The sequence below is a fragment of the Achromobacter sp. NPDC058515 genome (genome assembly GCF_042721735.1).
Taxonomy (GTDB): domain Bacteria; phylum Pseudomonadota; class Gammaproteobacteria; order Burkholderiales; family Burkholderiaceae_B; genus Achromobacter.
Genome location: NZ_JBHXNI010000014.1, coordinates 169,362 through 193,109 on the forward strand (window position 1 = coordinate 169,362; position 23,748 = coordinate 193,109).

Annotated in this window: 25 protein-coding genes and 1 other RNA gene; 11 read left to right on the forward strand and 15 right to left on the reverse strand. The window is 65.5% G+C overall.

Annotated elements, in window-relative coordinates; genetic code table 11:
• Positions 1-76 precede the first annotated feature (76 nt).
• The gene (locus ACFWP0_RS22620) at positions 77-574 is read left to right on the forward strand and encodes a YbaK/EbsC family protein (protein WP_377845852.1); all 498 of its coding nucleotides are present in this window, start codon (positions 77-79) and stop codon (positions 572-574) included.
• A 14-nt stretch (positions 575-588) separates the two neighbouring features.
• Here ACFWP0_RS22620 and ACFWP0_RS22625 read toward each other — a convergent pair whose 3' ends face one another.
• The 10 genes from ACFWP0_RS22625 to ACFWP0_RS22670 all read right to left on the reverse strand — a co-directional run bounded on the left by ACFWP0_RS22625 (position 589) and on the right by ACFWP0_RS22670 (position 9,593).
• Positions 589-1,383 carry an ABC transporter ATP-binding protein gene (locus ACFWP0_RS22625; RefSeq protein ID WP_377845854.1) on the reverse strand — a complete coding sequence of 265 codons (795 nt, stop codon included), beginning with the start codon at positions 1,381-1,383 and terminating at the stop codon, positions 589-591.
• Complete coding sequence (locus ACFWP0_RS22630) at positions 1,380-2,423, reverse strand: FecCD family ABC transporter permease (RefSeq protein WP_377845856.1); 1,044 nt, start codon at positions 2,421-2,423, stop codon at positions 1,380-1,382. The genes ACFWP0_RS22625 and ACFWP0_RS22630 overlap by 4 nt, the downstream gene beginning before the upstream one ends.
• Complete coding sequence (gene ybgF, locus ACFWP0_RS22635; RefSeq protein WP_377845857.1) at positions 2,423-3,112, reverse strand: tol-pal system protein YbgF; 690 nt, start codon at positions 3,110-3,112, stop codon at positions 2,423-2,425. The genes ACFWP0_RS22630 and ybgF overlap by 1 nt, the downstream gene beginning before the upstream one ends.
• An 85-nt stretch (positions 3,113-3,197) precedes the next feature.
• Positions 3,198-3,698 carry a peptidoglycan-associated lipoprotein Pal gene (gene pal / locus ACFWP0_RS22640; RefSeq protein WP_346516689.1) on the reverse strand — a complete coding sequence of 167 codons (501 nt, stop codon included), beginning with the start codon at positions 3,696-3,698 and terminating at the stop codon, positions 3,198-3,200.
• Between the two features lie 31 nt (positions 3,699-3,729).
• On the reverse strand, positions 3,730-4,983 hold the full coding sequence (tolB, locus tag ACFWP0_RS22645) for a Tol-Pal system beta propeller repeat protein TolB (RefSeq protein WP_377845915.1): 1,254 nt from the start codon (positions 4,981-4,983) through the stop codon (positions 3,730-3,732).
• 85 nt (positions 4,984-5,068) lie between these two features.
• Positions 5,069-6,208 carry a cell envelope integrity protein TolA gene (gene tolA / locus ACFWP0_RS22650; protein WP_377845860.1) on the reverse strand — a complete coding sequence of 380 codons (1,140 nt, stop codon included), beginning with the start codon at positions 6,206-6,208 and terminating at the stop codon, positions 5,069-5,071.
• Between the two features lie 39 nt (positions 6,209-6,247).
• A complete protein-coding gene (gene tolR / locus ACFWP0_RS22655) occupies positions 6,248-6,706 on the reverse strand; it encodes a protein TolR (RefSeq protein ID WP_171667372.1) in 459 nt (152 codons plus the stop codon).
• The gene (gene tolQ, locus ACFWP0_RS22660) at positions 6,706-7,380 is read right to left on the reverse strand and encodes a protein TolQ (RefSeq protein ID WP_377845862.1); all 675 of its coding nucleotides are present in this window, start codon (positions 7,378-7,380) and stop codon (positions 6,706-6,708) included. The genes tolR and tolQ overlap by 1 nt, the downstream gene beginning before the upstream one ends.
• 2 nt (positions 7,381-7,382) lie before the next feature.
• Positions 7,383-7,805, reverse strand: a complete 423-nt coding sequence (gene ybgC, locus ACFWP0_RS22665) for a tol-pal system-associated acyl-CoA thioesterase (protein WP_377845864.1) — start codon at positions 7,803-7,805, stop codon at positions 7,383-7,385.
• A gap of 57 nt (positions 7,806-7,862) precedes the next feature.
• Positions 7,863-9,593, reverse strand: coding sequence for a proline--tRNA ligase (locus ACFWP0_RS22670; protein ID WP_377845866.1), 1,731 nt, complete (start codon positions 9,591-9,593; stop codon positions 7,863-7,865).
• Positions 9,594-9,658: 65 nt separating this feature from the next.
• On the opposite strand from ACFWP0_RS22670, the gene ACFWP0_RS22675 reads away from it, so the two are divergent.
• The 6 genes from ACFWP0_RS22675 to ACFWP0_RS22700 all read left to right on the forward strand — a co-directional run bounded on the left by ACFWP0_RS22675 (position 9,659) and on the right by ACFWP0_RS22700 (position 15,703).
• Entirely contained in the window at positions 9,659-10,231 is a 573-nt protein-coding gene (locus ACFWP0_RS22675; protein ID WP_056327909.1) for an RNA pyrophosphohydrolase, read from the forward strand.
• Entirely contained in the window at positions 10,212-10,907 is a 696-nt protein-coding gene (locus ACFWP0_RS22680) for a response regulator (protein WP_377845869.1), read from the forward strand. The genes ACFWP0_RS22675 and ACFWP0_RS22680 overlap by 20 nt, the downstream gene beginning before the upstream one ends.
• A complete protein-coding gene (locus tag ACFWP0_RS22685) occupies positions 10,908-12,440 on the forward strand; it encodes a sensor histidine kinase (RefSeq protein WP_377845871.1) in 1,533 nt (510 codons plus the stop codon).
• Positions 12,441-12,650: 210 nt separating this feature from the next.
• The gene (locus ACFWP0_RS22690; RefSeq protein ID WP_377845873.1) at positions 12,651-13,130 is read left to right on the forward strand and encodes a tripartite tricarboxylate transporter TctB family protein; all 480 of its coding nucleotides are present in this window, start codon (positions 12,651-12,653) and stop codon (positions 13,128-13,130) included.
• Positions 13,131-13,136: 6 nt separating this feature from the next.
• Positions 13,137-14,660: a tripartite tricarboxylate transporter permease gene (locus ACFWP0_RS22695; RefSeq protein ID WP_377845875.1), complete on the forward strand. Its 1,524-nt coding sequence runs from the start codon at positions 13,137-13,139 to the stop codon at positions 14,658-14,660.
• A 113-nt stretch (positions 14,661-14,773) separates the two neighbouring features.
• Positions 14,774-15,703, forward strand: a complete 930-nt coding sequence (locus ACFWP0_RS22700) for a 2-hydroxyacid dehydrogenase (RefSeq protein WP_377845877.1) — start codon at positions 14,774-14,776, stop codon at positions 15,701-15,703.
• Here the strand turns inward: ACFWP0_RS22700 and ACFWP0_RS22705 are convergent.
• A complete protein-coding gene (locus tag ACFWP0_RS22705) occupies positions 15,697-16,632 on the reverse strand; it encodes a LysR family transcriptional regulator (RefSeq protein ID WP_377845879.1) in 936 nt (311 codons plus the stop codon). The two genes, ACFWP0_RS22700 and ACFWP0_RS22705, sit on opposite strands and share 7 nt — an antisense overlap.
• Before the next feature lie 202 nt (positions 16,633-16,834).
• Here ACFWP0_RS22705 and ACFWP0_RS22710 point away from each other — a divergent pair, with 202 nt between their 5' ends.
• Complete coding sequence (locus tag ACFWP0_RS22710) at positions 16,835-17,464, forward strand: FMN-dependent NADH-azoreductase (protein WP_377845881.1); 630 nt, start codon at positions 16,835-16,837, stop codon at positions 17,462-17,464.
• Between the two features lie 72 nt (positions 17,465-17,536).
• On the opposite strand, the gene ACFWP0_RS22715 is transcribed toward ACFWP0_RS22710, so the two are convergent.
• The 4 genes from ACFWP0_RS22715 to ACFWP0_RS22730 form a co-directional block, all read right to left on the reverse strand.
• Positions 17,537-18,442, reverse strand: coding sequence for an NAD(P)-dependent oxidoreductase (locus tag ACFWP0_RS22715; RefSeq protein WP_377845882.1), 906 nt, complete (start codon positions 18,440-18,442; stop codon positions 17,537-17,539).
• A gap of 57 nt (positions 18,443-18,499) precedes the next feature.
• Positions 18,500-20,104, reverse strand: a complete 1,605-nt coding sequence (locus ACFWP0_RS22720) for a gamma-glutamyltransferase family protein (RefSeq protein ID WP_377845884.1) — start codon at positions 20,102-20,104, stop codon at positions 18,500-18,502.
• A 188-nt stretch (positions 20,105-20,292) separates the two neighbouring features.
• Entirely contained in the window at positions 20,293-21,798 is a 1,506-nt protein-coding gene (locus ACFWP0_RS22725; protein WP_377845886.1) for a tripartite tricarboxylate transporter permease, read from the reverse strand.
• Positions 21,799-21,811: 13 nt separating this feature from the next.
• On the reverse strand, positions 21,812-22,276 hold the full coding sequence (locus ACFWP0_RS22730; protein WP_377845888.1) for a tripartite tricarboxylate transporter TctB family protein: 465 nt from the start codon (positions 22,274-22,276) through the stop codon (positions 21,812-21,814).
• Positions 22,277-22,757: 481 nt separating this feature from the next.
• Here ACFWP0_RS22730 and ACFWP0_RS22735 point away from each other — a divergent pair, with 481 nt between their 5' ends.
• The 3 genes from ACFWP0_RS22735 to ssrS all read left to right on the forward strand — a co-directional run bounded on the left by ACFWP0_RS22735 (position 22,758) and on the right by ssrS (position 23,732).
• A complete protein-coding gene (locus ACFWP0_RS22735) occupies positions 22,758-23,204 on the forward strand; it encodes a hypothetical protein (protein WP_377845890.1) in 447 nt (148 codons plus the stop codon).
• The gene (locus ACFWP0_RS22740; RefSeq protein ID WP_006217444.1) at positions 23,204-23,515 is read left to right on the forward strand and encodes a cell division protein ZapA; all 312 of its coding nucleotides are present in this window, start codon (positions 23,204-23,206) and stop codon (positions 23,513-23,515) included. The genes ACFWP0_RS22735 and ACFWP0_RS22740 overlap by 1 nt, the downstream gene beginning before the upstream one ends.
• A gap of 31 nt (positions 23,516-23,546) precedes the next feature.
• Positions 23,547-23,732, forward strand: a non-coding RNA gene (ssrS, locus tag ACFWP0_RS22745) — 6S RNA.
• The last annotated feature ends 16 nt before the right edge of the window (positions 23,733-23,748 follow it).

Here is a 23,748-nt window from a genome sequence, read left to right on the forward strand (position 1 = left end):
GACGCTGATAAACTCGACTCCGACTTGCCGGCGCGTGGTCCGCGCACGGCCGATCCCCAGAACGGAGCCCGCCCAGATGTCCCCAGAGTCTCTCGCCGCCTTGCCCGAATCCGCCCAGCGCGTCGCCCGCCTGCTGCTGGAGCTGGGCCACGACAAGCCCGTGGTGGTCCTGCCGCAAACGGGCAAGACCTCGGCGGAAGCGGCGGCGGGGCTGGGCTGCGAGGTGGCCCAGATCGCCAAATCCATCATTTTCCGGCGCGCCTCCGACGACGCGCCGGTGCTGGTCATCGCCAGCGGCGCCAATCGCGTGGACGAGGCCAAGGTGGCGTCGCAGGTGGGCGCGCTGGCCAAGGCCGACGCCCGGTTCGTGCGCGACATGACCGGCTACGCGATTGGCGGCGTCTGCCCCATCGGGCACGCCGTCAAGCCGGTGATGCTGCTGGACGCGGATCTGTTCAACTACGACAGCTTGTGGGCCGCGGCCGGCCATCCGCACGCGGTGTTCAACCTGACGCCCACGCAGTTGGCGGACATGACCGGCGCACCGGTGGTGGATGTGGCGCAGCGCGCCTGACCGCGGACGTCCGCTTATCCGGGGTGTTCGTCCAGCCCGTCGATCAGCACCTGCCGCCTCCCGCGCGAGCAGGCCTCCACCCGTCCTTGCACGCCATAGACCGCCGCCAGCGAAGCCGGCGTGATCACGTCGGCGGGCACGCCCGCGGCGTGCAGGCGGCCCTCGTGAATCATCACGGCCTGGTCCGCGTGCTGCAGCGCCACGTTCAGGTCATGCAGCACGATGAGGCTGATGAGGCCGTGGTCGCGGGTTTCCTGCTTCAGGAGCCGCATCACATGGAACTGGTAATTCAGGTCCAGCGCCGATAGCGGTTCGTCCAGCAGCAGGACGCGCGGATGGCGGATCAGCGCCTGCGCCAGGCCCACCAGCTGCTTTTGTCCGCCGGACAGCGCGTCCAGGTAGTGCAGCGCCAGATGCGCAATGCCCAGCCGTTCCAGCAGCCGGTCGACGGCCTGCAGATCCACGGACGCCGCCATGCCGCCGCTGGCCTTGGCCGCCACCAGCACCGATTCGAACACCCGAAGGTGCACCGCCGCGGGCAGGCTCTGGGGCAGATAGACCACATGGCGGGCCCGTTCGGCGTGATTCAGGCGGGTCAGGTCCTGGCCGTCCAGCGACGCCCGGCCGGCGCGCGCGCGGACCAAGCCCGCCAGCGCCTTGAGCAAGGTCGATTTGCCGCTGCCGTTGGGCCCGAGCAGCGCGGTGACTTCGCCCGCGGCCAGCGCCGGCATCGACAGCGTATGCAGCACGTCCTCGCGGCCATAGCCGGCCGTAAGCCCTTGCACGGTCAACTCGGGGCGGCGCGTCATGGCAATTGCCGGCGCAGCACGACCGACACGAAAAAGGGAATGCCGACCAGCGCGGTCACGATGCCCACGGGCACCACGACGCCGGGCATGAGGTTCTTGGAGGCGATGGACGCCAGCGACATGATCACGGCGCCCACCAGGGCGCTGCCCGGCAGATAGAAGCGGTGGTCCTCGCCAAACAGGCGGCGCGCGATGTGCGGCGCCACCAGGCCGATGAAGCCGATGGTGCCGACAAAGGCGACGGCCAGCGCCGACAGCAGGCTCACGCGCGCCAGCGCCGCGACGCGCACGCGGCGCACGTCCACGCCGAAGCTCGCGGCGCGGTCCTCGCCCAGCCGCAGGGCCGTCAGCTTCCAGGATTGCCGCATGGCCAGCGGCAGCGCCAGCGCAAACGCCAGCGCCAGCACGCCGACCGTCGTCCAGCTGGACCGGGCGAGGCTGCCCATGGTCCAGAACACCAGGTTCTGCAAGGCCTCGGCGCTGGCCGTGAACTGCACCAGCGACACCAGCGCGTTGAAGGTGAACACCATGGCGATGCCGAACAGCACGACACCCGAGGTGTTCATGCCGCTCCAGCGGGCCACGGCGTCCAGCAGCAGCGCCGCCAGCAAAGCGAACAGGAAGGCGTTGCCCGCGATCAGCCATCCGTCGGGTACGCCCGGCAGGCCCAACTGCAGCACGATCGCCAGCGATGCGCCGAACGCGGCGGCCGAGGACACGCCCAGCGTGAACGGGCTGGCCAGCGGATTGTTCAGGATGGTCTGCATCTCGGCGCCCGCCAGCCCGAGGGCCATGCCCACCAGCGCGGCCATCAGGGCCGAAGGCAGGCGGATGTCCCACACGATCACGCGGTAGGTCGGGTCGGCGGCGGCCGGGGAGGTCAGGGTCTGCCAGAGGTCGCGCCACGGCAGGCCCGACGGGCCCGCGGTGAAGTCGATCAGCAGCGCAATGAAAATCGCCGCCAGCAGCAGGACGATGAGCCCTGCCCGGCGGCGAAGAATGTGCCGGTAGGCGGCAACCGCGCTTGCGGCGTGCCGCATTACTGCAGCAGTTGCAGCCGGCTCTTGGCCGTGCTGGCGGCCGGCGTCGTCGGGTAGTCGCGAACGATGCGCTGCAGCGTCGCCTTCGCGCCGGCGCGGTTGTTCAGCTCGATCTGGCTGCCGGCGATGATCAGCAGGGCGTCCGGGGCGCGGGCGTTGTCGGGGGACTTCTGGACCATGCCGTTCAGCTGCTCGATGGTGCCCTTGAAGTCCTTCAGCGCATAGCGGCTGCTGCCCTGGTAGAACTGGGCGCTGGGCGCAAGCTGGCTGTTGGGGTAGAGCGCGGTGAAGGCGGCCAGCGATTCGGCCGCGTCCTTGTACTGGCCCTTGCGGAACAGGTCCATCGCGCCGTCATAGGCGGCCTGTTCCTGCGGGTCGCCTGCGGAGGCGCCCGGCGGGTTCGAGCCGCCCGCGGCGGCGCCCGGCTTGGCGCTGGGCTGCTGGCGCGACACCAGCTCGAGCTGGTCGCGCAACTGGGCGACTTCCTGTTGCAAAGCTTGAATCTGGTCAGCCAATTGAAGCTTGGCGCGTTGGCTTTGCTCGTTCTGCTGCTGCACCTGCTGGCGCAAATCCAGGATGGCCTTGCGGGCCTCATCGTCGGAAAAAGCGTGAGCGGGCGCCGTCAGGGCGGCAAGCACCAGACCAGTGGCCACAATCAGAGGACGCAGGGACAGAACGTTATCGCGCATGAATATTCCCGGGTATAAAAACAAACGTCGGGACGGCCGGCTGACCGTCCCGACGCGTGGTAGGGCTCTTGACTATATGAAAAGCTTAACGCAGATAGTTGATATCGGCGCGGCGGTTTTCAGCAAAGTCGGCTTCAGTCGTACCCGTCGACCGCGGCTTTTCCTTGCCGAAGCTGATGGTTTCGATCTGGTTGTCGCTGACGCCCAGCAGGGTCATCATGCGACGCACGGCGTCTGCACGACGCTGGCCCAGGGCCAGGTTGTACTCAGCACCGCCGCGTTCGTCGGTGTTGCCTTCGATCTTGATCTTCTGCTGTTGGTGCGAGGCCAGGTACTTGGCATGGGTTTCGACCAGGCCACGGTATTGGTCCGACACGGTGTAGCTGTCGAAATCAAAGTACACCGAGCGCTGTTGCGCCAGGATGCTTTGGGGGTTGAAGGGATCAAGGATCTGGCCAGAGGCCGAGGATCCTTGGCCAGCGCCTCCGCCCTGACCCGCTTTATCGTCGAGAGGGACGGAGCTGCAGGCTGCCAGGGTGGCGGCCAGAGCGGCGATGGTTAGGCTTTTGGCAATGCGCGACTTCATGATAGTTCCTTTGCAAAGAGAGTCACACGTGTTATCGGGTAAATGGGCCCCAAGTCGGTTCACGTATTTCCCCGTTCAGTACCGAAAGCGTCTGTCGTACGCGGCCATCGCTCGAGACACCTGCAAGGACGCTACGGCCATTTTGGATGGCGGCGTAGAGCACTTGCATGCCGTTCGGCGCGAAGCTGGGGGACTGATCGTCACGACCATCAGTCAGCAAGGCTTCGGAGCCTGAGGACAGGTTCAAGGATGCGATTCGAAACGCGCCGTCTCGTCTTGCAACGTACAGCAGCGTCGATCCGTCGGGGGAAATTCGGGGTGATATGTTGTAACCACCATTAAACGTGAGGCGGCGAGCTTCGCCACCTGTCGAGCCGGTCTGATAGATTTGCGGCCCGCCGCTGCGGTCACTCGTAAAGATAATGGAAGCACCGTCTGGCGTAAAGCTCGGTTCGGTGTCAATCCCGGGAGAACGCGTAACTCGGCTCGGATTCGAGCCGTCAGACGCATTAACGACGTAAATTTGCGACAAACCATCACGGGTCAGGGCGACCGCCAGCTTGCTGCCGTCGGGCGACCAGCCGGGTGCGCTGTTGTTGCCCTTGAAGTTGGCGACAGGGGCGCGGGCGCTGGTGGCCAATGTGTGCACGTAGACGACAGGTTTGCCGGACTCGAAGCTCACATAGGCCAATTTGGCGCCGTCGGGCGACCAGGACGGCGAGATGATGGGCTCGCGCGAACGCAGGGCCACCTGGGGATTCTGTCCGTCGGCGTCGGCCACCTGCAGCTCGTACGTGGCGCCCTTCTTCAGCACATACGCGATCCGGGTGGAGAACACGCCGCGAACGCCCGTGATCTTCTCGTAGATGCGGTCGGCGATCTGGTGGGCGACGCGGCGCAGTTCCTGCTCCGTGCCCGAAAACGCCACGCCGTCCAGCTGGCTCTTCTTGACCGTGTCGGCCAGCCGGTAGCGCACGTCGTAGCGGCCATCGGCGCCACGGGTGATGCTGCCGTAGGCGATGAAGTCGGCGCCCTTGCCGCGCCAGTCGTCGTGGGCGATGGGGGAGTCGACGTTCAGGCCGGAGCCGGCGGCGTTGATCAGGCGGAACTGGCCGGTGCGGGTCAGGTCGGCGCGGATCACTTCGGCCAGGGCGCGGCCGTGGGTGTCGTCAACGGCGAAGTCGGCGATGGCGACGGGGTACTGGGTTGCCCCGGTGCCGGAAATATCGACACGGAGCTGCGCATGGGCGGGGTTCATGGTCATCAGGCAGGCCAATGCCAGCATCAGCATCCCGAGCCCATACGATCGCCAGAGAGCGAGGGGGGGTACTCGTCGGCTATAAGCGGGAGTCATATTCATCAATCTCCTGTCAATCATACATTCTGTACACAACGTCGATAATGGGTTCATAGCGGCCCGTCGAGGGCTTGGGGAAGGGGTTGCAGCGGCGGATGCCGGTCTCGACCGCGCGGTCAAAGCCGACGTTGCCCGAAGAACTGGTCAACGTAACGCCGTTAACCTTCCCGTCAGAACCTAACTGTACCCGGTATTGCGCCGTCGGATTCTCCGAGCCGCTGCGAGCCTGGGGCGGATAAGCCACCCCGGGCTGCACGCAGGCGCGGACCTTGGCGCCGTAGCCGCTGTCGCGTCCACCGCCCGCCTGGTTGCGGTCGGCGGTTCCGCCGGGGATGCCCGCCGCACCCAGGGCGTCGTTGCGGAACGCATCCTTGAGCGCCTTGTCGGCGGCGGCCTTCTTGGCGGCAGCGGCCTTCTCGGCGGCAGCCTTTTCAGCAGCGGCCTTCTCGGCAGCAGCTTTCTCGGCGGCAGCCTTCTCGGCCTTCTCGGCTTTCTCCGCAGCCGCTTTTTCAGCGGCGGCCTTTTCGGCAGCTGCCTTCTTGGCCGCGTCGTCCTTGGCTTTCTTCTCGGCGACAGCCTTCTCGGCAGCGACCTTTTCGGCTGCGGCCTTCTCGGCGGCGGCTTTGTCGGCGGCCGCCTTCTCAGCGGCCTGGCGCTCTTGCTCCAGACGCTTCTTTTCCTTCAGCTCGGCCTGCTTGCGCTCTTCCTCGAGACGCGCCTTTTCCTTGGCGGCCTCGGCGGCCTGCCGCGCCTTTTCTTCCTGCTCGCGCTTTTTCTTGGCTTCCTGGATGGCGATCTCGGGATCGACTTCCTCGGTCTTGGGCTGAACCTGCGGTTCGGGCTCGGGCGGAGGGGGAGGCGGCGGCGGAGGCGGCTCGGGCGCCTTTTCAGGCTCGGGCTGGGGTTCCGGCTTGGGCTGCGGCTTCGGGGGTTCGGGTTGGGGCGTGGGCGGCGGGGAGACGGGCGAATTGCCGTCCGCCCAGAGTTCCACCTGGACTGGGCCGGGGTTCTCGGTGCGCCAGTTCACGCCAAAGATCAAGGCAACCAGCAGCAGCAAATGCACCGCCACGGCCAGAATCAGCGAATTCCGGTTGTCGTTGTTGGGCGGGGTGGCCGGTGGGCCGCTGCGGTGTCGAATAATGGGTGGCGTCATGTGCGGTGCATGCCGGCCAGGCCGGCGGAAGGCGGCGCGTTAGCGTTTTTTCGCGGGGGCGGGCTGGGAGGCGCCGGCGGACTGGTCCACCAGCAGGCCCAGGCGGGTGATGCCGTTGGTGCGCAGTTCGTCCATGACCTTCACGACCGTTTCGTAGGGCACCTTGCCGTCGGCGGCGATGACCACCGGGGTTTCCGCGGTAATGCGCGAACGCACTTGCGCCACCAGCTCGGTGCGCGCGATGTCCTGCATGGTTGCGCCGGGCTCGCGCATGCGCAGAGCGATCTTGCCGTCTTCCGAAATCTGGACTTCAAGCGGCTTGACGGGCACGTCGGAGGCGGCGCCCACCGACGGCAGCTGGATCAGGCCCGGCGTGATGAGGGGCGCCGTCACCATGAAGATGACCAGCAGCACCAGCATCACGTCGATGTACGGCACCACGTTGATGTCGGCCTTCATGCGGCGGCCGGACCTGCCGCGTGAGCTTACCGAGGGCATTAGCGCACCTGCCGTTGCAGAATGTTCAGGAATTCATCGACGAAACTGTCGAAACGGATCGAGATTCGATCGATGTCATTCGTGAAGCGGTTGTAGGCAACCACGGCCGGGATGGCGGCGAACAGGCCGATGGCGGTTGCGATCAGGGCTTCCGCGATGCCGGGGGCCACCGAGGCCAGCGTGGCCTGCTGCATGTTCGACAGGCCGATGAAGGCGTGCATGATCCCCCAGACCGTGCCCAGCAGGCCGATATAGGGCGACACCGAGCCGGCGGAAGCCAGGAAGTTCAGGTGCGACTCCAGTGAATCCATTTCGCGCTGGTAGGCGGCGCGCATGGCGCGGCGCGGGCCGTCCAGCATGGCGTCGCCGCCGGCGTTGCCGCGGCGGGCCTTCAGGAATTCGGTCATGCCGGCATCGAAAATGCGGGCCAGCGCGCCTTGTTCGTCGCGGCGCGAGGCCACGGCCTGCTGCAGCATGGACAGGTCGCCGCCCGACCAGAAGTCGTCTTCAAAGCGCCGGGTCTGGGTATGGGCGCGCTTGATCGCCATTCGCTTGGCGAAGATGTAGGTCCAGGACATGATCGAGATGCCCAACAGCATCAGCATGATCAGCTGGACCGGCACGCTGGCGTGCGAAATCAGCGAAAGCAACGACATGTCGTTGGTGGCTTGCATGGTTATTCCTGAATGAATTCCAGTTTTGCGCGAACGTCGGCCGGCAACTCTGCCGGCCGCATGCGAATGGCATCGACGCAACAGACTTGGATGTTGCCTTCGGCAAGCAGTTCCCCGTCGCGTTCCGCGCGCTGCGCGAAGTGTATCGAAGCGCGGCCCAGTTTGGTGATTCGGCTGCGTATGGTAAGCAAATCGTCCAGTCTTGCCGGCTTCCGGTAGGACATGTCCAAGGAGCGGACAACGAACAAGCGTTGCTCGCTGGCGGCCAGGCCGGACTGGTTGACTCCCAGGTCGCGCAGCCATTCGGTGCGTGCGCGCTCCAGGAATTTCAAGTAGTTGGCGTAGAAAACGACCCCGCCCGCGTCCGTGTCTTCGTAGTAGACACGGACTTGCAGGAGGGATTCGGGGGACTTCGGGTCGGTCACGATACAGATAGGGATGGTGCGGGTCGGGACGCGGGAAGTCCGTAGTTGCTATAGGGTTTAAAGGGTGTCGAGTTTCGTCAGCACGGCTTCAAGCGCGGACTCTACCGGAATCTTGGCCGCTTCGGTTTCCCGACGGGCCTGCAATTCCACCACACCATCGTTCAGGCCGCGTTCTCCAACTGTTACACGCAGCGGCGCGCCGATCAATTCCCACTCGGCGAACATGACGCCGGGGCGCGCATCGCGGTCGTCCAGGATGACGTCCACGCCGCGCGACAGCAGCGATTCATAGAGCTTTTGGGCGGTGTCACGCACGGTTTCACTTTTGCCCCAGCCAACCGGGCAGATCACGACCTCGAACGGCGCGATCGCGCGCGGCCAGATGATGCCGCGCGCATCGTTGTTCTGTTCGATGGCGGCGCCCACGATGCGGGTCACGCCGATGCCGTAGCAGCCCATCTCCAGCATGGCCGGCTTGCCGGTTTCGTCCAGGAACGTGGCCTTGAGGGCTTCGGAGTACTTCTTGCCGAGGTAGAAGACGTGGCCCACCTCGATGCCGCGCTGGATGGACAGCGTGCCCTTGCCGTCCGGCGAGGGGTCGCCCGCGACCACATTGCGCAGATCGGCCACGAGTTCCGGCTCGGGCAGGTCGCGGCCCCAGTTCACGCCCTGGATGTGGAAGTCTTCGCGATTGGCGCCGCAGACGAAGTCGGCCATGTTGGCAACGGTCCGGTCGGCCACCACATGGACGGGCTTGGCGGTCTTGACCGGGCCCAGGTAGCCGGGCTTGCAGCCGAAGTGCTCGACGATCTCGGTTTCCGTGGCGAAACGGAAGCCCGCCAGGCCCGGCAGCTTGCCGGCCTTGATTTCGTTCAGTTCGTGGTCGCCGCGCAAGAGCAGCAGCCAGATGTCGACCTTGCCCTTTTCGCCGTCGGTGGCCAGGACGATCGACTTGATCGTGCGCGCCAGCGGCAGGTCCAGCAGCTTGGCGACATCCTCGCACTTGGCGGCGCCCGGCGTGGCCACGTCGGCCATGGGTTCGGCGGCTTCGGCGCGGGTCGGGTACAGGGCGACGGCTTCGGCCAGTTCGATGTTGGCCGCGTAGTCCGATTCCGCGTTGTAGACCAGCAGGTCTTCGCCGGTGTCGGCAATGACCTGGAACTCATGGCTGCGGGTGCCGCCGATCGATCCCGTGTCGGCCGCCACTGCGCGGAATTCCAGCCCGAGGCGGCCGAAAATGCCCATGTAGGCGTTGAACATGATGTCGTAGCTGCGCTGGGCGCCGGCTTCGTCGCGGTCGAAGGAGTAGGCGTCCTTCATGGTGAACTCGCGGCCGCGCATCAGGCCGAAGCGGGGGCGGCGCTCGTCCCGGAACTTGGTCTGGATGTGATAGAAATTCAGCGGCAGCTGGCGGTAGCTGTGGATTTCATTGCGGGCGATGTCCGTAATGACTTCCTCGGACGTCGGCTGCAGCACGAAATCGCGCTGGTGCCGGTCCTTGATGCGCAGCAGTTCGGCGCCGTATTGCTCCCAGCGGCCCGATTCCTGCCAGAGCTCGGCCGGCTGGACTACCGGCATCAGCAGTTCAATGGCGCCCGCGGCGTTCATTTCCTCCCGGACGATCGCCTCGACCTTGCGGATGATCTTCAGGCCCAGGGGCATGTAGGTGTAGATGCCGCCCGCGAGCTTGCGGATCATCCCGGCGCGGGTCATCAGCTGATGGCTGGCGACTTCGGCTTCGGAAGGGGCTTCTTTGAGGGTGTTGATGTGGTAGTTGGATGCGCGCATGTTTAAAGGTGGCAGCAGATACGTATAATCGACTGTAATTGTATTGAATTCGGTGGGGGTGGCCCATGCTTGACCGCGAAGGCTACCGCCCCAATGTCGGCATCATTCTCGTCAACACTAGAAACGAGGTCTTTTGGGGCAAGCGTATCAGGGAACATGCATGGCAGTTCCCCCAGGGCGGCATCAAGTATGGCGAAAGCCCGGTGCAGGCCATGTATCGCGAACTCCATGAAGAGGTGGGCTTGAAGCCCGAGCATGTCCGTATTTTGGGGCGTACACGCGATTGGTTACGTTATAACGTGCCCGATCACTTTGTCCGGCGTGAGTGGCGTGGCCACTATAAAGGACAAAAACAGATTTGGTTCTTGTTGCGCCTGGTGGGACGTGACAGTGACGTTTGCTTGCGCGCGACGCAGCATCCGGAATTCGATGCCTGGCGCTGGAGCCAGTATTGGGTGCCCCTGGACGCTGTCATCGAGTTCAAGCGCGACGTCTATACCCAGGCGTTGAACGAGTTGTCGGCTATCCTCTTTCGGCGTCATCACGAAACCCGCTACCTGCGCCAGCGCGTGCATGGGCAGCGGGCGGCAGAGAATTTGCCCGAAGGAACGGACGGTCATGCGCATATTGTTGGTTGAAGACGAACGGGACATGGCGTCCTGGTTGATGCGCGCGCTTGCCCAGAGCGGATTCGTGCCGGATCACGCGGCGGACGCCCGCACGGCCGAAGCCTTCATGGCGGGCACGGAGTATGACGCCATCGTCATGGACCTGCGCCTGCCCGACAAGCACGGGCTGGTGGTGCTGCGCGAAATGCGCAACCGCGACGACCGCACGCCCGTCCTGCTGCTCACGGCTCAGGGTGCGCTGCAGGACCGGGTGCGCGGGCTGAACCTGGGCGCGGACGATTTCCTGACCAAGCCCTTCGCGCTGGAAGAACTGGAAGCGCGGTTGACCGCGCTGGTGCGCCGCAGCCGCGGCCGCCAGCATCCGCGCCTGCAATGTGGTTCGCTGTCCTACGACAGCGAAAGCCGCGCGTTCACGCTGGACGGCTCGCTGCTGTTCCTGACCCCGCGCGAGCACGCCGCCCTGGCGGCGCTGCTGACCCGCAGCGGCTATCCGGTGGACAAGTCGCAGTTGTTCGGCAAGGTCTTCACGCACGACAGCGAAGCCAACCCCGACGCCATCGAAGTCGTGCTGCACCGCCTGCGCAAGAAGCTGGCCGGCAGCGACGTGCGCATCGTTACCGTGCGCGGACTGGGCTACATGCTGGAAAGCATCGCCAGCGAGTCCGCGGAATCCACGGGCTCCTAGGTGAGCCTGCGGATTCCGGGGTTGCCGCGCGTCGGCATCCGCGCGCTCTTGATCATCCTGCTGCTGCCCGGCGTGGTGGTGCTGCTCGTCATCGACAGCCTGAACGACTACCGCACCCTGGCCGAGATCACCAACGAAGCCTACGACAGCGCGCTGGTCGAACCCGCCCGGGTGCTGGAAAGCAGCCTGGAATTCACCCCTGACGGCAATCTTCAGGTGGCCACGCCGCTGTATGCGCAGGTCATGCTCGAATCCCGCGCGGGCCTGCGCAAGTACTTCCGCATCGAAGAAATCGATCCGCCCCTGCCGGACGGGTCCGCCGTGCCCATGGTCCAGGGCAAGACCCTGCTCGGCATGCCCGAAATGCCGCGCCCTCCCAAATGGCCGCGTTCCAACGGCCAGCCCATCTTCTACGACGGCGTGTACCGCAACGATCCGGTGCGGGTCGTCTCGGTGGTGCGCGACCTGTACTACCAGGGCCGGCATCGCCAGGTGCTGGTCGTGGTGGCGGAAAGCACCGGCAAGCGCATCGAGGCCGAGAACAACGCGCGGCGCCAGGAGATCCTGCGCGATGCGCGGATGCTGGCGCTGGTCATGGTGCTGGTCTGGTGGGGCGTGTCATGGGCGCTGAAGCCGCTGCGCCGCCTGCGCGCGGATATCCGGGGGCGCCGCCCGGACGACCTGACGCCGCTGGACGCATCGCGCGTGCCCAGCGAAGTTGCGCCGCTGGTCGAAGCCGTCAATCACCATATCGCCCGCTACCGGCGCGTGTTGGACGAACAGTCGAACTTCCTGGCCGACGCTTCCCATCAGTTGCGCACGCCGCTGGCCATCATGCTGACGCAGGCGCAGTACGCGCTGCGCGAACGCGATCCCGCGCGCGCCCAGGAGGGCTTGCGCGCCATCGTCGACCAGTTGGGCCGCACCCGGCGCCTGACCGAGCAGCTGCTGTCGCTGGCGCATGCCAACCAGGCGGATCAACTCCCGCGCCAGTTGCTGGACATGAACGCCGTGTCGCGCGAAGTCGTGCTGCAGTACCTTCCGCTCGCGCACGAGAAGCAGCAAGACCTGGGGTGGGTGCAGGCGGGCTCCGAAGAGGGCCAGGAAACGCCCGTGCCGGTCTCCGGCACCGAGGCCGAGCTGCACGAGGCGTTGTCGAACCTCGTGCACAACGCGATTCACTATGCGCCCGCGGGCGCGCGGATCACCGTGTCCGTCTGCCGGCTGGAAAACCGCGCCGAGGTCGCCGTGTCCGACAACGGGCCGGGCCTGCCGCCGATTCTGCGCGCGCGCGCCTTCGCGCGTTTTGAGCGCGTGGGCACGGACAAGCCGGTTGCGTCCTCGGGCTCCGGCCTGGGGCTGGCCATCGCGCGCGCCTACGCCCGCCGCAACGATGGCGACATCGAGCTGCGCGACGGCGAGCCCAACGACCAGGGCGGCGTCGGCCTGGCGTCCGTGCTGTGGCTGCCGCTGGCGCTCACCGTGTCGCAGTACCCGCGGCCGATCGACGTCGAGTTGAAGGGCGAGCAGTAGCCGCCCAGCTTTCCATCTTCTCTGCTTGTTTTGTGCCGATCGCGGCTTCCGATCAGGGATAACCCCCGGATTCAGGAACGCGACAGCGCACAGAAAGCGGATTAGCAGCTTCCTTCCGTAATCTGCGCTCCGGCCTGTCGTCAGGGGCCGGGTGGCGCTCGTTCCGAGCGGCACATCAAGGGCCGGCACGGTCCTGCACCAGGAAGGAGGATGGAAATGCAAAAAACAATCAACAGAAAGGACTACTACGGCGGAGCGCTGATGGTCCTGATCGGGCTGGGGGCGATCTACGGCGGAACCGACTATCACATCGGCACGCTCAGCCACATGGGCCCCGGCTTCTTTCCCGCGGCGCTCGGGGGCCTGCTCGCGCTGACGGGCGTGCTGATCGCGGTATCGGCCCGTTCGGGCGAATCCAGCGCGCCGGCGCCGGGCGACGGCCACGCGCACGGCCTGCCCGATTTGCGCGGCGGCGCCTGCATCGTGCTGGGCATCCTCGCGTTTCTGCTGCTGGGCCACTACGGCGGCCTGCTGCCCGCCACGTTCGCCATTGTCTTCATCTCGGCGCTGGGCGACCGCAAGAACACGATCAGGCAGGCGGTCATGCTGTCGGTCGCCATGTCCGCGATCGCGGTCGTCGTTTTCTGGTGGGCGCTGCAACTGCAGCTGCCGCTGTTTCGTTGGGGTTGACGCGCCATGATCTCTCAATCTTTGATGGACCTTTGGTACGGCTTCGGCGTTGCGTTCCAGTGGCACAACCTGATGTGGTCGTTCTTCGGCGTGCTGGTGGGCAACCTCATCGGCGTGCTGCCGGGCATGGGCGCCTTGTCGGCCATCTCCATCCTGCTGCCGCTGACCTACGTGATGCAGCCGGTGCCTGCCATCCTGATGCTGGCCGGCATTTTCTACGGCTCGCAGTACGGCGGCGCCATCGGCGCGATCCTGCTCAACCTGCCTTCGCATCCGCCGCACGCGGTCACCTGCCTTGACGGCTACCCGCTGACCAAACAGGGCAAGGGGGGAACCGCGCTGGGCATCACGATGATCTGCTCGTTCTTCGCGGCGTCGGTGGGCATCATCGTCATGATCTTCGCTTCGCCGCTGCTGGTCGAAGTGGCTTTCAAGTTCGGCCCGACCGAGATCTTCTCGATCATGCTGCTGGGCCTGCTGGCGGGCGCAACAATGTCGCGCGGCTCGCCGCTCAAGGGCGTGGCGATGACCCTGTTCGGCCTGATGTGCGGCGTGGTGGGCACCGACGTGAACACCGGCACCATCCGCTTTTCGTTCGGCGTGCTGGACCTGTCGGACGGCCTGGAGCTGGTGGCGATCTCGATGGGCCTGTTCGGCGTCGCCGACTTCCTGATGAGCGTGAACCGCATGACCATCATCGGCAGCGGCGCCAAGCTGCGCCTGCGTGACATGCGGCCCAGCAAGCAGGAACTCAAGACCGCCTTCTGGCCCATGGTGCGAGGCACGGCGGTCGGCACCTTGTTCGGCGCGATGCCCGGCACCGGGCCCACCATCACCACGTTCGTGGCCTATGCGCTGGAGCGCAAGATCTCCAAGACGCCCGAGAAGTTCGGCACCGGCATGATCGCCGGCGTGGCCTCGCCCGAGGCCTCGTCGCACTCCAAGACGCAGGTCGACTTCATCCCGACGATGAGCCTGGGCATCCCGGGCGACGCCGTGATGGCGCTGATCCTGGGCGCGCTGCTGATCCAGGGCATCCAGCCCGGCCCGCAGCTCATCACCGAGCATCCGGACATCTTCTGGGGCCTGATCGCCAGCTTCTGGGTGGGCAACGTGCTGCTGATGGTGCTGAACGTGCCGCTGATCGGCGTCTGGGTAAAGCTGCTGCAGGTGCCGTACCGGTATCTGTTCCCGTCCGCGCTGTTCTTTATCGCGGTGGGCGTGTTCAGTACGCAGAACAGCCTCTTCCAGATCTGGGAAGTGCTGGCCTTCGGCTTGATCGGCGCTGTCCTCATGACGCTTGAGTTCTCGGTGGCTCCCATCCTGCTCGGCTTCGTGCTCGGGCCCATGGTCGAAGAGAACTTCCGCCGGGCGCTGCTGTTGTCGCGCGGCGACCTGGCGGTGTTCGTGCAGCGCCCGATCAGCGCCTGGTTCATTGCCGCCAGCGCCTTGCTGATCGTGCTGCAGGTCTGGGCCTTCCTGCGGCGCAACAAGGGCAAGAACAAGCCTCAGGTGCCGCAAGCGGCGTAAGCGGGTTCCCGCTATGCGCGGAATCGTCGGCCCGGCTTCATGCCGGGCCGTTTGATTTGTGCCGCGCCATCCCTCATGCTTGTGCTTTTCATAGCCCGCGCGTATCGCCCACCATGCATATCCTCTTTGCCTGCCCCCACCACGATCCCGACGTCTGGGTGCCTCGCCTCGAAGCCGCCATGCCCGGTTGCCGCATCTCGGTGTGGAATCCGGACGGTCCGCCGTCGGGCGCGGAAGTCGCCCTCGTGTGGCGTCCGCCCGTTGAACTCTTCACGCACGAGACCAGCCTGCAGACCTTGTTCAACCTGGGCGCCGGCGTCGATGCGTTGCTGAAGATGCCCGAGATCCCCGCGCACGTGCGCATCGTCCGCCTGGAGGACGCGGGCATGTCGGTGCAGATGGCCGAGTACGCGCTGTACGCGCTGCTGCGCGTCTCGCGCGATTTCGAAGCCTTTGACCACGCCCAGGCGCGCCAGCATTGGGACACCCGCGAAGGTACGCGCCAGGCCGATTGGCCGGTCGGCGTACTGGGGCTGGGACAGGTGGGCGCGCGCGTCGCGCAGACGCTGGCCGACTTCGGCTATCCCGTGGCGGGATGGTCGCGCTCGCCCCGCGAGATCCCCGGCGTGGAATCGTTTGCCGGCGAGGCCGCCTTGCCGGCCTTCCTGGCGCGCACGCGCTTCCTCGTGAACGTGCTGCCCCTTACGCCGGATACGCACGGCATCCTCAACCGCGAGACCTTGTCGCAGCTCCTGCCCGAGGCGCATCTGGTCAACGTGGGCCGCGGCGAGCACCTGGTCGAAGACGATCTGGTGCAGATGCTCGAAGAGGGCGAGATCGCCGGCGCCACGCTGGATGTCTTCCACACCGAGCCGCTGCCCAAGGACCATCCCTTCTGGCGCGACCCGCGTGTGCATGTCACGCCGCACATCGCGGCGCGCACGCTGCGCGACGAGAGCATCGAGCAGATCGCGGGCAAGGTGGCCCGGCTGCTGCGCGGCGAACCCATCACCGGCGTGGTGGAGCGCTCGCGCGGCTATTGAGCCGCGGGCGCCGTGGCCTTCTCCAGCCGCTGGTACATGGCGGGCAGGCGCTGGGACAGGAAGTCGAGCAGGGTGCGCACGGCGGGCATCATGCCCCGCCGCGACGGATAGATGCAATGCACGATGCCCTCCGGCGACTGCCATTGCGGCAGCACCGGCACGAGCTGGCCGCGGCGCAGTTCCTCTTCTGTCGCTATCGACGGCAGCAAGGCGATCCCGCGGCCGCGCACGGCCGCTTCGGTGAGCACGATGAAGTCGTTGCACGACAGCTGCGGCTTGAGTTCGATATGCACCTCTTCGCCCTTGTCGTTGCGCAGTGGCCATCGCACTTCGTTTTGCGGATCGCTGAAGCTCAGCGTGGTGTGGGAGGCCAGGTCCTGGGGCGTATCCGGCGTGCCGCGGCGTTGCAGGTAGCCCGGGCTGGCCACCAGTGTGCCGCGCGCCGTGCCGAGGTGGCGCACGACCAGTTCCGCATCCGTATCCAGCTTGGTCCGCACCCGCAGCGCCAGGTCCACGCCTTCGCGGATCAGGTCCACGCGCCGGTTGGTGACCAGCAGCTGCACCGACACGGCCGGCCAGGCATCCAGGAATTCGGGCAGCAGCGGCGCCAGCACGTCCTGCGCAATGGACACCGGGCAGCTCACGATCACCGGGCCCGTCGGCTCGGACTGCAGCTGACGCATGGCGTCGTCCGCCGCGCGGGCTGAGGCGGCCATTTCCCGGCAGTAGTGCAGATAGCGTTCGCCGGCAGAGGTCAGGCGCAGCCGGCGCGTCGTACGCTGCAGGAGCCGCACGCCCAGGCTTTCCTCCAGATGCGAGATCCGGCGGGACAGGCGGGATTTGGGGATGTCCAGCGCCCTTGCCGCGGCGCTGAAGCCGCCTTGCTCGACGACTTGGGAAAAATAGTAGAGGTCATTGAGATCTTGCATGATTGTTCTGTATTTGGAACGTACAGTTCATCTTACCTGTATTTATGTGTGCAATGAACCCGTCTACAGTGACGCCATGCATTCGGGACCTGCCAACGCCACCCGGCGGCAAGCCAAGCCTGTAGACCCAGCCGGGTCCGGGCGTGGCGCTGACAGATCCTGACCGCCCGCGCCATGCGGGCAATCACTGGAGATATTTGCAATGAAGACCCTGGTTATTCTTTCCTCGATTCTCGGCGAGCGTTCCAACAGCAAGCAGTTGGCCGACCACCTGATTGCGCGCATCAAGGCGTCCAACCCCGCGGCGATCGTGAAGGTCCGCGACATCGGCGCCCAGCCCGTTCCGTATTTCGACGGCAACACGGCGGGCGCCTTGTTCACCCCCGCCGAAGCCCGCAGCGTCGATCAGCAGCGCATTGTCGAACTGAGCGATTCCCTGGTGGCAGAACTGATGGAAGCGGACCGCATCGTCTTCGCCGTGCCCGTCTACAACTTCAATCTGCCGGCGCAGTTCAAGAGCTATCTGGACCATCTGGCCCGTGCCGGCGTCACGTTCCGTTATACGCCTGAAGGCGTGCCGGAGGGCCTCGTCAAGGGTAAGCAGGTGTTTGTCCTGACGGCGCGCGGCGGCAAAGCCGAGGGCACGCCGTCCGACACCCTGACGCCTTATCTGCGCCAGATGCTGGGCTTCATGGGCATGACCGACGTAACCTTCATCGCCGCCGAAGGCATGGCCATGGGTGAAGTGGCCGCGCTGGAAGGCATGGCGCTGGCCAAGCAGCGCATCGATGCGCTGGTGCCGGGCGCGGTCGAAGCCGGCCTGGCGGCGTAAGCGCGCAAGCCGCGCGCCAACGAAAAAAGGCGAGCCTGGGGGCTCGCCTTTTTTGCCTTCGATTGGCCGGGCTCAGTCGCGCAGGCGCTTGATGAGGCTGGACGTATCCCAACGGCCGCCGCCCATTTTCTGGACGTCGCCATAGAACTGGTCCACCAGCGCGGTCAGGGGCAGCCGCGCGCCGTTGTGGCGCGCCTCGGCCAGCACCAGGCCCAGGTCCTTGCGCATCCAGTCCACAGCAAAGCCGAACTCGAACTTGTCGTCGACCATCGTGCCGCCGCGGTTCTCCATCTGCCAGCTTTGCGCCGCGCCCTTGCTGATCACATCCAGCACGAGCTTCATGTCCAGGTCGGATGCCTGGCCGAACGCCACGGCTTCGGACAGGCCCTGGACGATCCCCGCGATGCAGATCTGGTTGACCATCTTGGCCAGCTGGCCGGCGCCCGGGGGGCCCACGAGCGTGACCGCGCGGCCGAAGCTCTGCGCGACGGGCTTGATGGCGTCGAACACGGCATGTTCTCCGCCGCACATGATGGTCAGCACGCCATTGACCGCGCCGGCCTGGCCGCCGGACACAGGCGCATCCACGAAATTCAGCCCGAGATCCTTGGCCTGCGAATAGAGCTCGCGCGCCACATCCGCCGAGGCGGTGGTGTGGTCGACGAAAACCGCGCCGGGCTCCATGCCCGAGAATGCGCCGTCCGGTCCCAGCACGACGCTGCGCAGGTCGTCGTCATTGCCCACGCAGGCGAACACGATTTGCGCGCCGGCAACGGCTTCGCGCGGCGTGGCGGCGCCATGGCCGCCAAATTCGGCGACCCAGGCCTGTGCCTTGGCCGGCGTGCGGTTGTAGACGGTGACGTCGTGCCCGGCGCGGGCCAGATGGCCGGCCATGGGCAGGCCCATCACGCCCAACCCGAGGAAAGCGACTTTCTGGGCTGCGACTGCGTCGTAGCTCTTGGTGCCGATCGTTGCCATGCAGGGACTCCGCTCTAGAAAGGTAAGGTCTGTCTCAGGACACTAACCTTAACGCAATCAAAAGCCGGCGGCGAGCCCATCTCGACGGCTGTCGCTGGCGCTGACATAGCCGTCCACCGCCGGATCTCCCAGGCGCCAGATGAACTGGCCCGATCCGAAGTCCATGTAGGGGTCGTCGATGCCTTCCAGCACGTGGCCGCGCGCGCGCAGCCCTTGCGCGACCGCCGGGGCGATGGCGGGCTCTACGTCCACCGCCAGGCCCTGGTTCCATTTCCAGCGGGGCGCGTCGCAGGCGGCCTGGGGCTGCTGGCCGTAGTCCAGCATGCGCACCAGCGTCTGCACCTGTCCCTGGGGCTGCATATTGCCGCCCATGACGCCAAAACTCATCACAGGCGCGCCGTCGCGCATCAGGAAGCCGGGGATGATGGTGTGAAACGGCCGTTTGCCGCCGGCCACCACGTTGGGGTGATCCGGGGCGGTGCTGAAGCAGTGCCCGCGGTTCTGCAGGCTGACGCCGGTGCCCGGCACCACGACGCCGGAACCGAAGCCCATGTAGTTCGACTGGATGAAGCTCACCATCATGCCGTTCCTGTCCGCGGCGGTCAGGTAGACGGTGCCGCCTTGCGGCGCATGGCCGGAGGCGAAGGCCTGGGCGACGTGGGGATCGATCAGGCGGGCGCGTTCGGCCAGATAGTCGGCGCGCAGCATCTGCTCGGGCGTCAACCGCATGTGGCGCGCGTCGGCCACGTGCGCGTAGACATCGGCGAAAGCCAGCTTCATGGCCTCGATCAGCAGGTGCTGGGTATCGGGATGGTCGACCGGGCGGGCCGCCAGATCGAAGTTCTGCAAGATGCCCAAGGCGATCAGGGCGGCGATGCCCTGGCCGTTGGGGGGAATCTGGTGCAGCGTGTGGCCGCGGTAGGACTGGCTGATCGGCGCGACCCACTCGGGCGTGTAGTCGCGCAGGTCCGCAAGCGTCAGGGCGGCGTCGTGCGCCTGCGCGTGCGCCACCAGCTTGTGGGCCGTCTCGCCTTCGTAGAAGTCCCGCCCGCCGCTGGCCGCGATGCGCTTGAGCGTGGCCGCCGCGCCCGCCAGGACGAAGTGCTCGCCGATATGCGGCGCGCGGCCGCGCGGCAGGAAGTGCTGGGCAAAGCCGGGCTGCGGCTGCAGGATGTCGGCTTGCGCCGCCCATTTTTCGTGGACGATGGGGGATACCGCGTAGCCGCGTTCCGCGTACTCGATGGCCGGCGCCAGGACATCGGCGAAGGCCAGACTGCCCAGTTTTTCATGCAGCGCGGCCCAGCCGGCCACGCAGCCCGGCACGGTCACGCTGTCCCAGCCCCGGGCGGGAATCGCGCCCTGGTGCTTGCGCCGGAAGTAATCCACGTTCCATGCCGCGGGCGCGGTGCCCGAGGCGTTCAGGCCATGCAGCCTCGCGCCGTCCCAGATGATGGCGAAGCAGTCCGAGCCCAGGCCGTTGCTGACCGGCTCGGTCAAGGCCAGCGTGGCAGCCGCGGCGATGGCCGCATCGACGGCATTGCCGCCGAGAGCAAGGACCCGCAATCCCGCCTGCGCGGCCAGCGGTTGCGACGTGGCGACGACATTGCGGGCGAACACCGGGGCGCGGGTGCTCGGATAGGGATTCTTCCAGTCGAAATTCATCTCGAATAATCGCGTGGGGTAAACCCGTAGCTTAACGTAGATGAATCGCCGTGGCGCACAGTTGGTAGCGTGTTGTAGTTATTGGTAGCTTACGGCGGCGCGGCGTTCGGCCACCCAAAGAAAAACCCCCGGACAAGGCCGGGGGTTTTGGAAGCTGGACCGCCGCGGCAAGGCGGCGGACCGGGCTTTTAGTCTTCTTCGACGAAGGTCTCTTCGCGCTTCTTGCGAATGGCGGGCAGGGCCACCAGAATCACCAGGAAGGCAGCGACAGCCAGCAGCGAGGCCGACAGCGGACGCGTCACGAAGGTGGTGAAGTCGCCGCGCGACAGCAGCAGGGCGCGACGGAAGTTCTCTTCCATCATGGGACCCAGCACCAGGCCCAGCAGCAGCGGGGCGCCTTCGCACTTCAGCTTCGACCACACGTAGCCGATGATGCCGAACATGGCGGTGGTGAAGATGTCGAACGGGTTGTAGTTCAGCGAATACACACCGATCGTGCAGAACACCAGAATCGCCGGGAACAGGATGCGGTAGGGCACCTTCAGCAGCTTGACCCAGAGGCCGATCAGCGGCAGGTTCAGCACCACCAGCATCAGGTTGCCGATCCACATCGAGGCGATCAGGCCCCAGAACAGCTCCGGGTGGCTCGTCATGACTTGCGGGCCGGGCTGGATGTTGTGGATCGTCATCGCGCCGACCATCAGCGCCATCACGGCGTTGCCCGGAATACCGAGCGTCAGCAGCGGGATGAACGAGGTCTGGGCAGCAGCGTTGTTCGCCGATTCCGGGCCCGCCAGGCCGGCCGGATGGCCCTTGCCGAAGCGTTCCGGATTCTTCGAGATCTTCTTTTCCAGCGTGTAGGAAGCGAACGACGACAGCACGGCGCCGCCGCCCGGCAAGATACCCAGGGCCGAACCCAGGGCCGTGCCGCGCAGCACGGCGGGAGCGGCTTCCTTGAATTCCTGCTTGTTCGGGTACAGCGTGCCGATCTTGTCGGTGATGTCGACGCGGTTTTCCTTCTGCTCCAGGTTGGTCATGATTTCGGCAAAGCCGAACACGCCCATGGCCACGATGGCGAAGTCGATGCCGTCTTGCAGTTCGGGGATGCCGAAGTCGTAGCGGGCAACGCCCGAGTTGACGTCGGTGCCGACCATGCCCAGCAGCAGGCCCAGGATGATCATCGCGATCGCCTTGGGCAGCGAGCCCGAGGCCAGCACCACGGCGCCGACCAGGCCCAGGCACATCAGCGAGAAGTATTCGGCGGGGCCGAACTTGAACGCGACTTCCGCCAGCGGAGGCGCGAAGGCGGCCAGCAGCAGCGTGGCCACGCAACCGGCGAAGAACGAACCCAGGGCGGCGATGGACAGCGCAGCGCCGGCGCGGCCGTTGCGGGCCATCTGGTGGCCGTCCAGCACGGTCACCACCGCGGATGTTTCTCCTGGGAGCGCCACGAGAATGGCCGTGGTGGACCCGCCGTATTGGGCGCCGTAATAGATGCCCGCCAGCATGATCAGGCCGGCGATCGGGGGCAGCACGTACGTGATCGGCAACAGCATTGCGATCGTCGGGACCGGACCGATGCCCGGCAGCACGCCAATCAGCGTACCCAGGATGCAGCCCAGCAGTGCGTAGAACAGGTTCTCGGGCGTGAACGCCACCGAGAAGCCCATCATCAGGTTGTCAAACAATTCCATGACCGGTTGCTCCTTAGTTCATGCCTAGAAACGACGGCCACAGCGGGAAAATCAGCCCCAGCCCCTTGACGAATGCCAGATACGAGAAGAGCACCAGGAAGATCGCATTGGCGACGGCGACCTTCAGGCTGAACTCGTGGCTGGCCAGGCTGCTGACAACAACCAGGATGAATACCGAGAGGTAGATGCCCAGCGGCTTCAGGATGAAGCCGTAGAGGACCACGGAGCCCACGACGAGGAAGAGGATGCGCCAGTCGAACTTGTCGACGTGCGTTTCGTGGGCTTTCTTGGACAACGAGCCAAGCAGCACGACGGCGCCCAGCAATGAGAGAACGATGCCTAGCCAGAAAGGAAAGTACCCTGGGCCCATTCGGGCAGCAGTACCCATCTGGTAGCTGCTGGCCTGCCAGGCGAATCCCAGTCCAAGGGCGATGAACATCACCCCCGACCAGAAGTCCTGTCGATTGCGTAGCTGCATGATTGGTTGGCTCCTGTTTACAGCATGTAGATAAAAAAGGTTTGTAGCCGGATGTCAGGCCCGCCGAAAGGCGAGTGACAGGCACAAAAAAGGCACTTCCGTGTGCCATTAGTTCTTCTGAAAGCGACGACGTGGATTCTTGAAAGGGCGAATGGTAATGGACGCCCGCCACGCTGCAAACCCTGTAAGCTCTGTGAAAGCCTGGGGTTTTCCCTAGAATTGGGGAACTCCCGACCCCAGTTTGTAACCGGGCGGAAGGAATGAGGGCTTTTTGAAAGCTAAGTGAAAGTTTATAGAAAGAAATGCGAAAGCCGGATCGGCCGGACGCGGCAATTTTGGCTGATGGGCTTTTTTCCCGTGGCCAGAATCGGCAACCTTCGCGCCGCCGGAATCCTAACCGTATTTCCTACTGAATATTGCCGGGTTTCTCACCTTGCGTGAAGAGGCCCGGTTCAACCCAGGATGGTTTACGATAGCGCCCATGCTGCAAGATCTAGACCAACTCGCCGCCCGAATCGGGCAACTGGTGCAACGCACCCGCCAACTCCACGCCGAGCGTGACGCGTTGCGCCTCCGCCTGAACGAATTCGAAGCTGAGCAGCGCGTGCTCAAGCAGCGCGCCGCCGAGCGCGAGGCTGAGATCGTCACGCTGCAAAGCAAGCTTCAGGATCACGACGGCGCGGCCGCCGCCATGCTCGAGCAGGCCCAGCAAGCCGAGGTCGCCTTGCGCGAACAGCTCGCGCGCGAGACCTCCGAGCGCCAGTCGCTTGAGTCGCGGTTTACCGCCAGGGAAGCCGAATTGCAGGGCAACGTGCAAACCCGCGACACTGAATTACAGCGCCTGCGCGTTGCCGCCGCCGCGGCTCGCGAGCGCATCGACGCCGTCCTGGCCCGCTTGCCGGGTGCGCCGTCCGGAGAGCAACACTGATGGAACGTGTAGACGTAACGATACTGGGGCGCGACTATTCGCTGGCGTGCTCCGCTGAAGAGAAGCCCACGCTGATGGCCGCCGTGCGCCATGTGGACCAGCTCATGCTGCGCATCCAGGGCACGGGCAAGATCTCCAGCAACGAGCGCATCGCCGTGATGGCCGCTTTGCAGGTCGCCGGCGAGCTGCTTGCCATGAAAGCGCCCGATGGTCCGCTGGGCGGTTTGGCGGTCGGCGACTTCAAGCGTAGAATTGAGGACATGAACGCAGTACTCGATGACGCCTTGTCGGGTCAGGAAAAACTGCTCTAACGTTCATAAGCAGTATTCAAGAATTTTCAGTTTGTCCCTGCCGTGTCCGTGACTAGGCCATACATTCTCTGAACCTATGTCTTTTTGGCATATTGGTTGCGGGAGTGCAGAGCTGGAGTGATTGTCTCTCGTAGACGAACCCGATGCTCTACGGAACGCGACCACCTTGAACCTCAGGGTTCGAGATGCCGGCCTTGACGGCACAGGCGGGGCATCTACCCAGCGGGCCTGCC

Excerpts from the sequence above, each read along its gene's own strand:
- ACFWP0_RS22725 (WP_377845886.1), bottom strand. The coding sequence starts at position 21,798 with ATGGAATTGTTTGACAACCTGATGATGGGCTTCTCGGTGGCGTTCACG.
- ybgF (WP_377845857.1), bottom strand. The coding sequence starts at position 3,112 with ATGCGCGATAACGTTCTGTCCCTGCGTCCTCTGATTGTGGCCACTGGT.
- ACFWP0_RS22710 (WP_377845881.1), top strand. The coding sequence starts at position 16,835 with ATGAAGACCCTGGTTATTCTTTCCTCGATTCTCGGCGAGCGTTCCAAC.
- ACFWP0_RS22705 (WP_377845879.1), bottom strand. The coding sequence starts at position 16,632 with ATGCAAGATCTCAATGACCTCTACTATTTTTCCCAAGTCGTCGAGCAA.
- ACFWP0_RS22720 (WP_377845884.1), bottom strand. The coding sequence starts at position 20,104 with ATGAATTTCGACTGGAAGAATCCCTATCCGAGCACCCGCGCCCCGGTG.
- ACFWP0_RS22740 (WP_006217444.1), top strand. The coding sequence starts at position 23,204 with ATGGAACGTGTAGACGTAACGATACTGGGGCGCGACTATTCGCTGGCG.
- ACFWP0_RS22695 (WP_377845875.1), top strand. The coding sequence starts at position 13,137 with ATGATCTCTCAATCTTTGATGGACCTTTGGTACGGCTTCGGCGTTGCG.
- ACFWP0_RS22735 (WP_377845890.1), top strand. The coding sequence starts at position 22,758 with ATGCTGCAAGATCTAGACCAACTCGCCGCCCGAATCGGGCAACTGGTG.
- ACFWP0_RS22680 (WP_377845869.1), top strand. The coding sequence starts at position 10,212 with ATGCGCATATTGTTGGTTGAAGACGAACGGGACATGGCGTCCTGGTTG.
- tolQ (WP_377845862.1), bottom strand. The coding sequence starts at position 7,380 with ATGCAAGCCACCAACGACATGTCGTTGCTTTCGCTGATTTCGCACGCC.
- ACFWP0_RS22630 (WP_377845856.1), bottom strand. The coding sequence starts at position 2,423 with ATGCGGCACGCCGCAAGCGCGGTTGCCGCCTACCGGCACATTCTTCGC.
- tolA (WP_377845860.1), bottom strand. The coding sequence starts at position 6,208 with ATGACGCCACCCATTATTCGACACCGCAGCGGCCCACCGGCCACCCCG.
- ACFWP0_RS22690 (WP_377845873.1), top strand. The coding sequence starts at position 12,651 with ATGGAAATGCAAAAAACAATCAACAGAAAGGACTACTACGGCGGAGCG.
- tolB (WP_377845915.1), bottom strand. The coding sequence starts at position 4,983 with ATGCTGGCATTGGCCTGCCTGATGACCATGAACCCCGCCCATGCGCAG.
- ACFWP0_RS22625 (WP_377845854.1), bottom strand. The coding sequence starts at position 1,383 with ATGACGCGCCGCCCCGAGTTGACCGTGCAAGGGCTTACGGCCGGCTAT.
- tolR (WP_171667372.1), bottom strand. The coding sequence starts at position 6,706 with ATGCCCTCGGTAAGCTCACGCGGCAGGTCCGGCCGCCGCATGAAGGCC.
- ACFWP0_RS22700 (WP_377845877.1), top strand. The coding sequence starts at position 14,774 with ATGCATATCCTCTTTGCCTGCCCCCACCACGATCCCGACGTCTGGGTG.
- ACFWP0_RS22675 (WP_056327909.1), top strand. The coding sequence starts at position 9,659 with ATGCTTGACCGCGAAGGCTACCGCCCCAATGTCGGCATCATTCTCGTC.
- ACFWP0_RS22670 (WP_377845866.1), bottom strand. The coding sequence starts at position 9,593 with ATGCGCGCATCCAACTACCACATCAACACCCTCAAAGAAGCCCCTTCC.
- ACFWP0_RS22715 (WP_377845882.1), bottom strand. The coding sequence starts at position 18,442 with ATGGCAACGATCGGCACCAAGAGCTACGACGCAGTCGCAGCCCAGAAA.
- pal (WP_346516689.1), bottom strand. The coding sequence starts at position 3,698 with ATGAAGTCGCGCATTGCCAAAAGCCTAACCATCGCCGCTCTGGCCGCC.
- ACFWP0_RS22730 (WP_377845888.1), bottom strand. The coding sequence starts at position 22,276 with ATGCAGCTACGCAATCGACAGGACTTCTGGTCGGGGGTGATGTTCATC.
- ACFWP0_RS22620 (WP_377845852.1), top strand. The coding sequence starts at position 77 with ATGTCCCCAGAGTCTCTCGCCGCCTTGCCCGAATCCGCCCAGCGCGTC.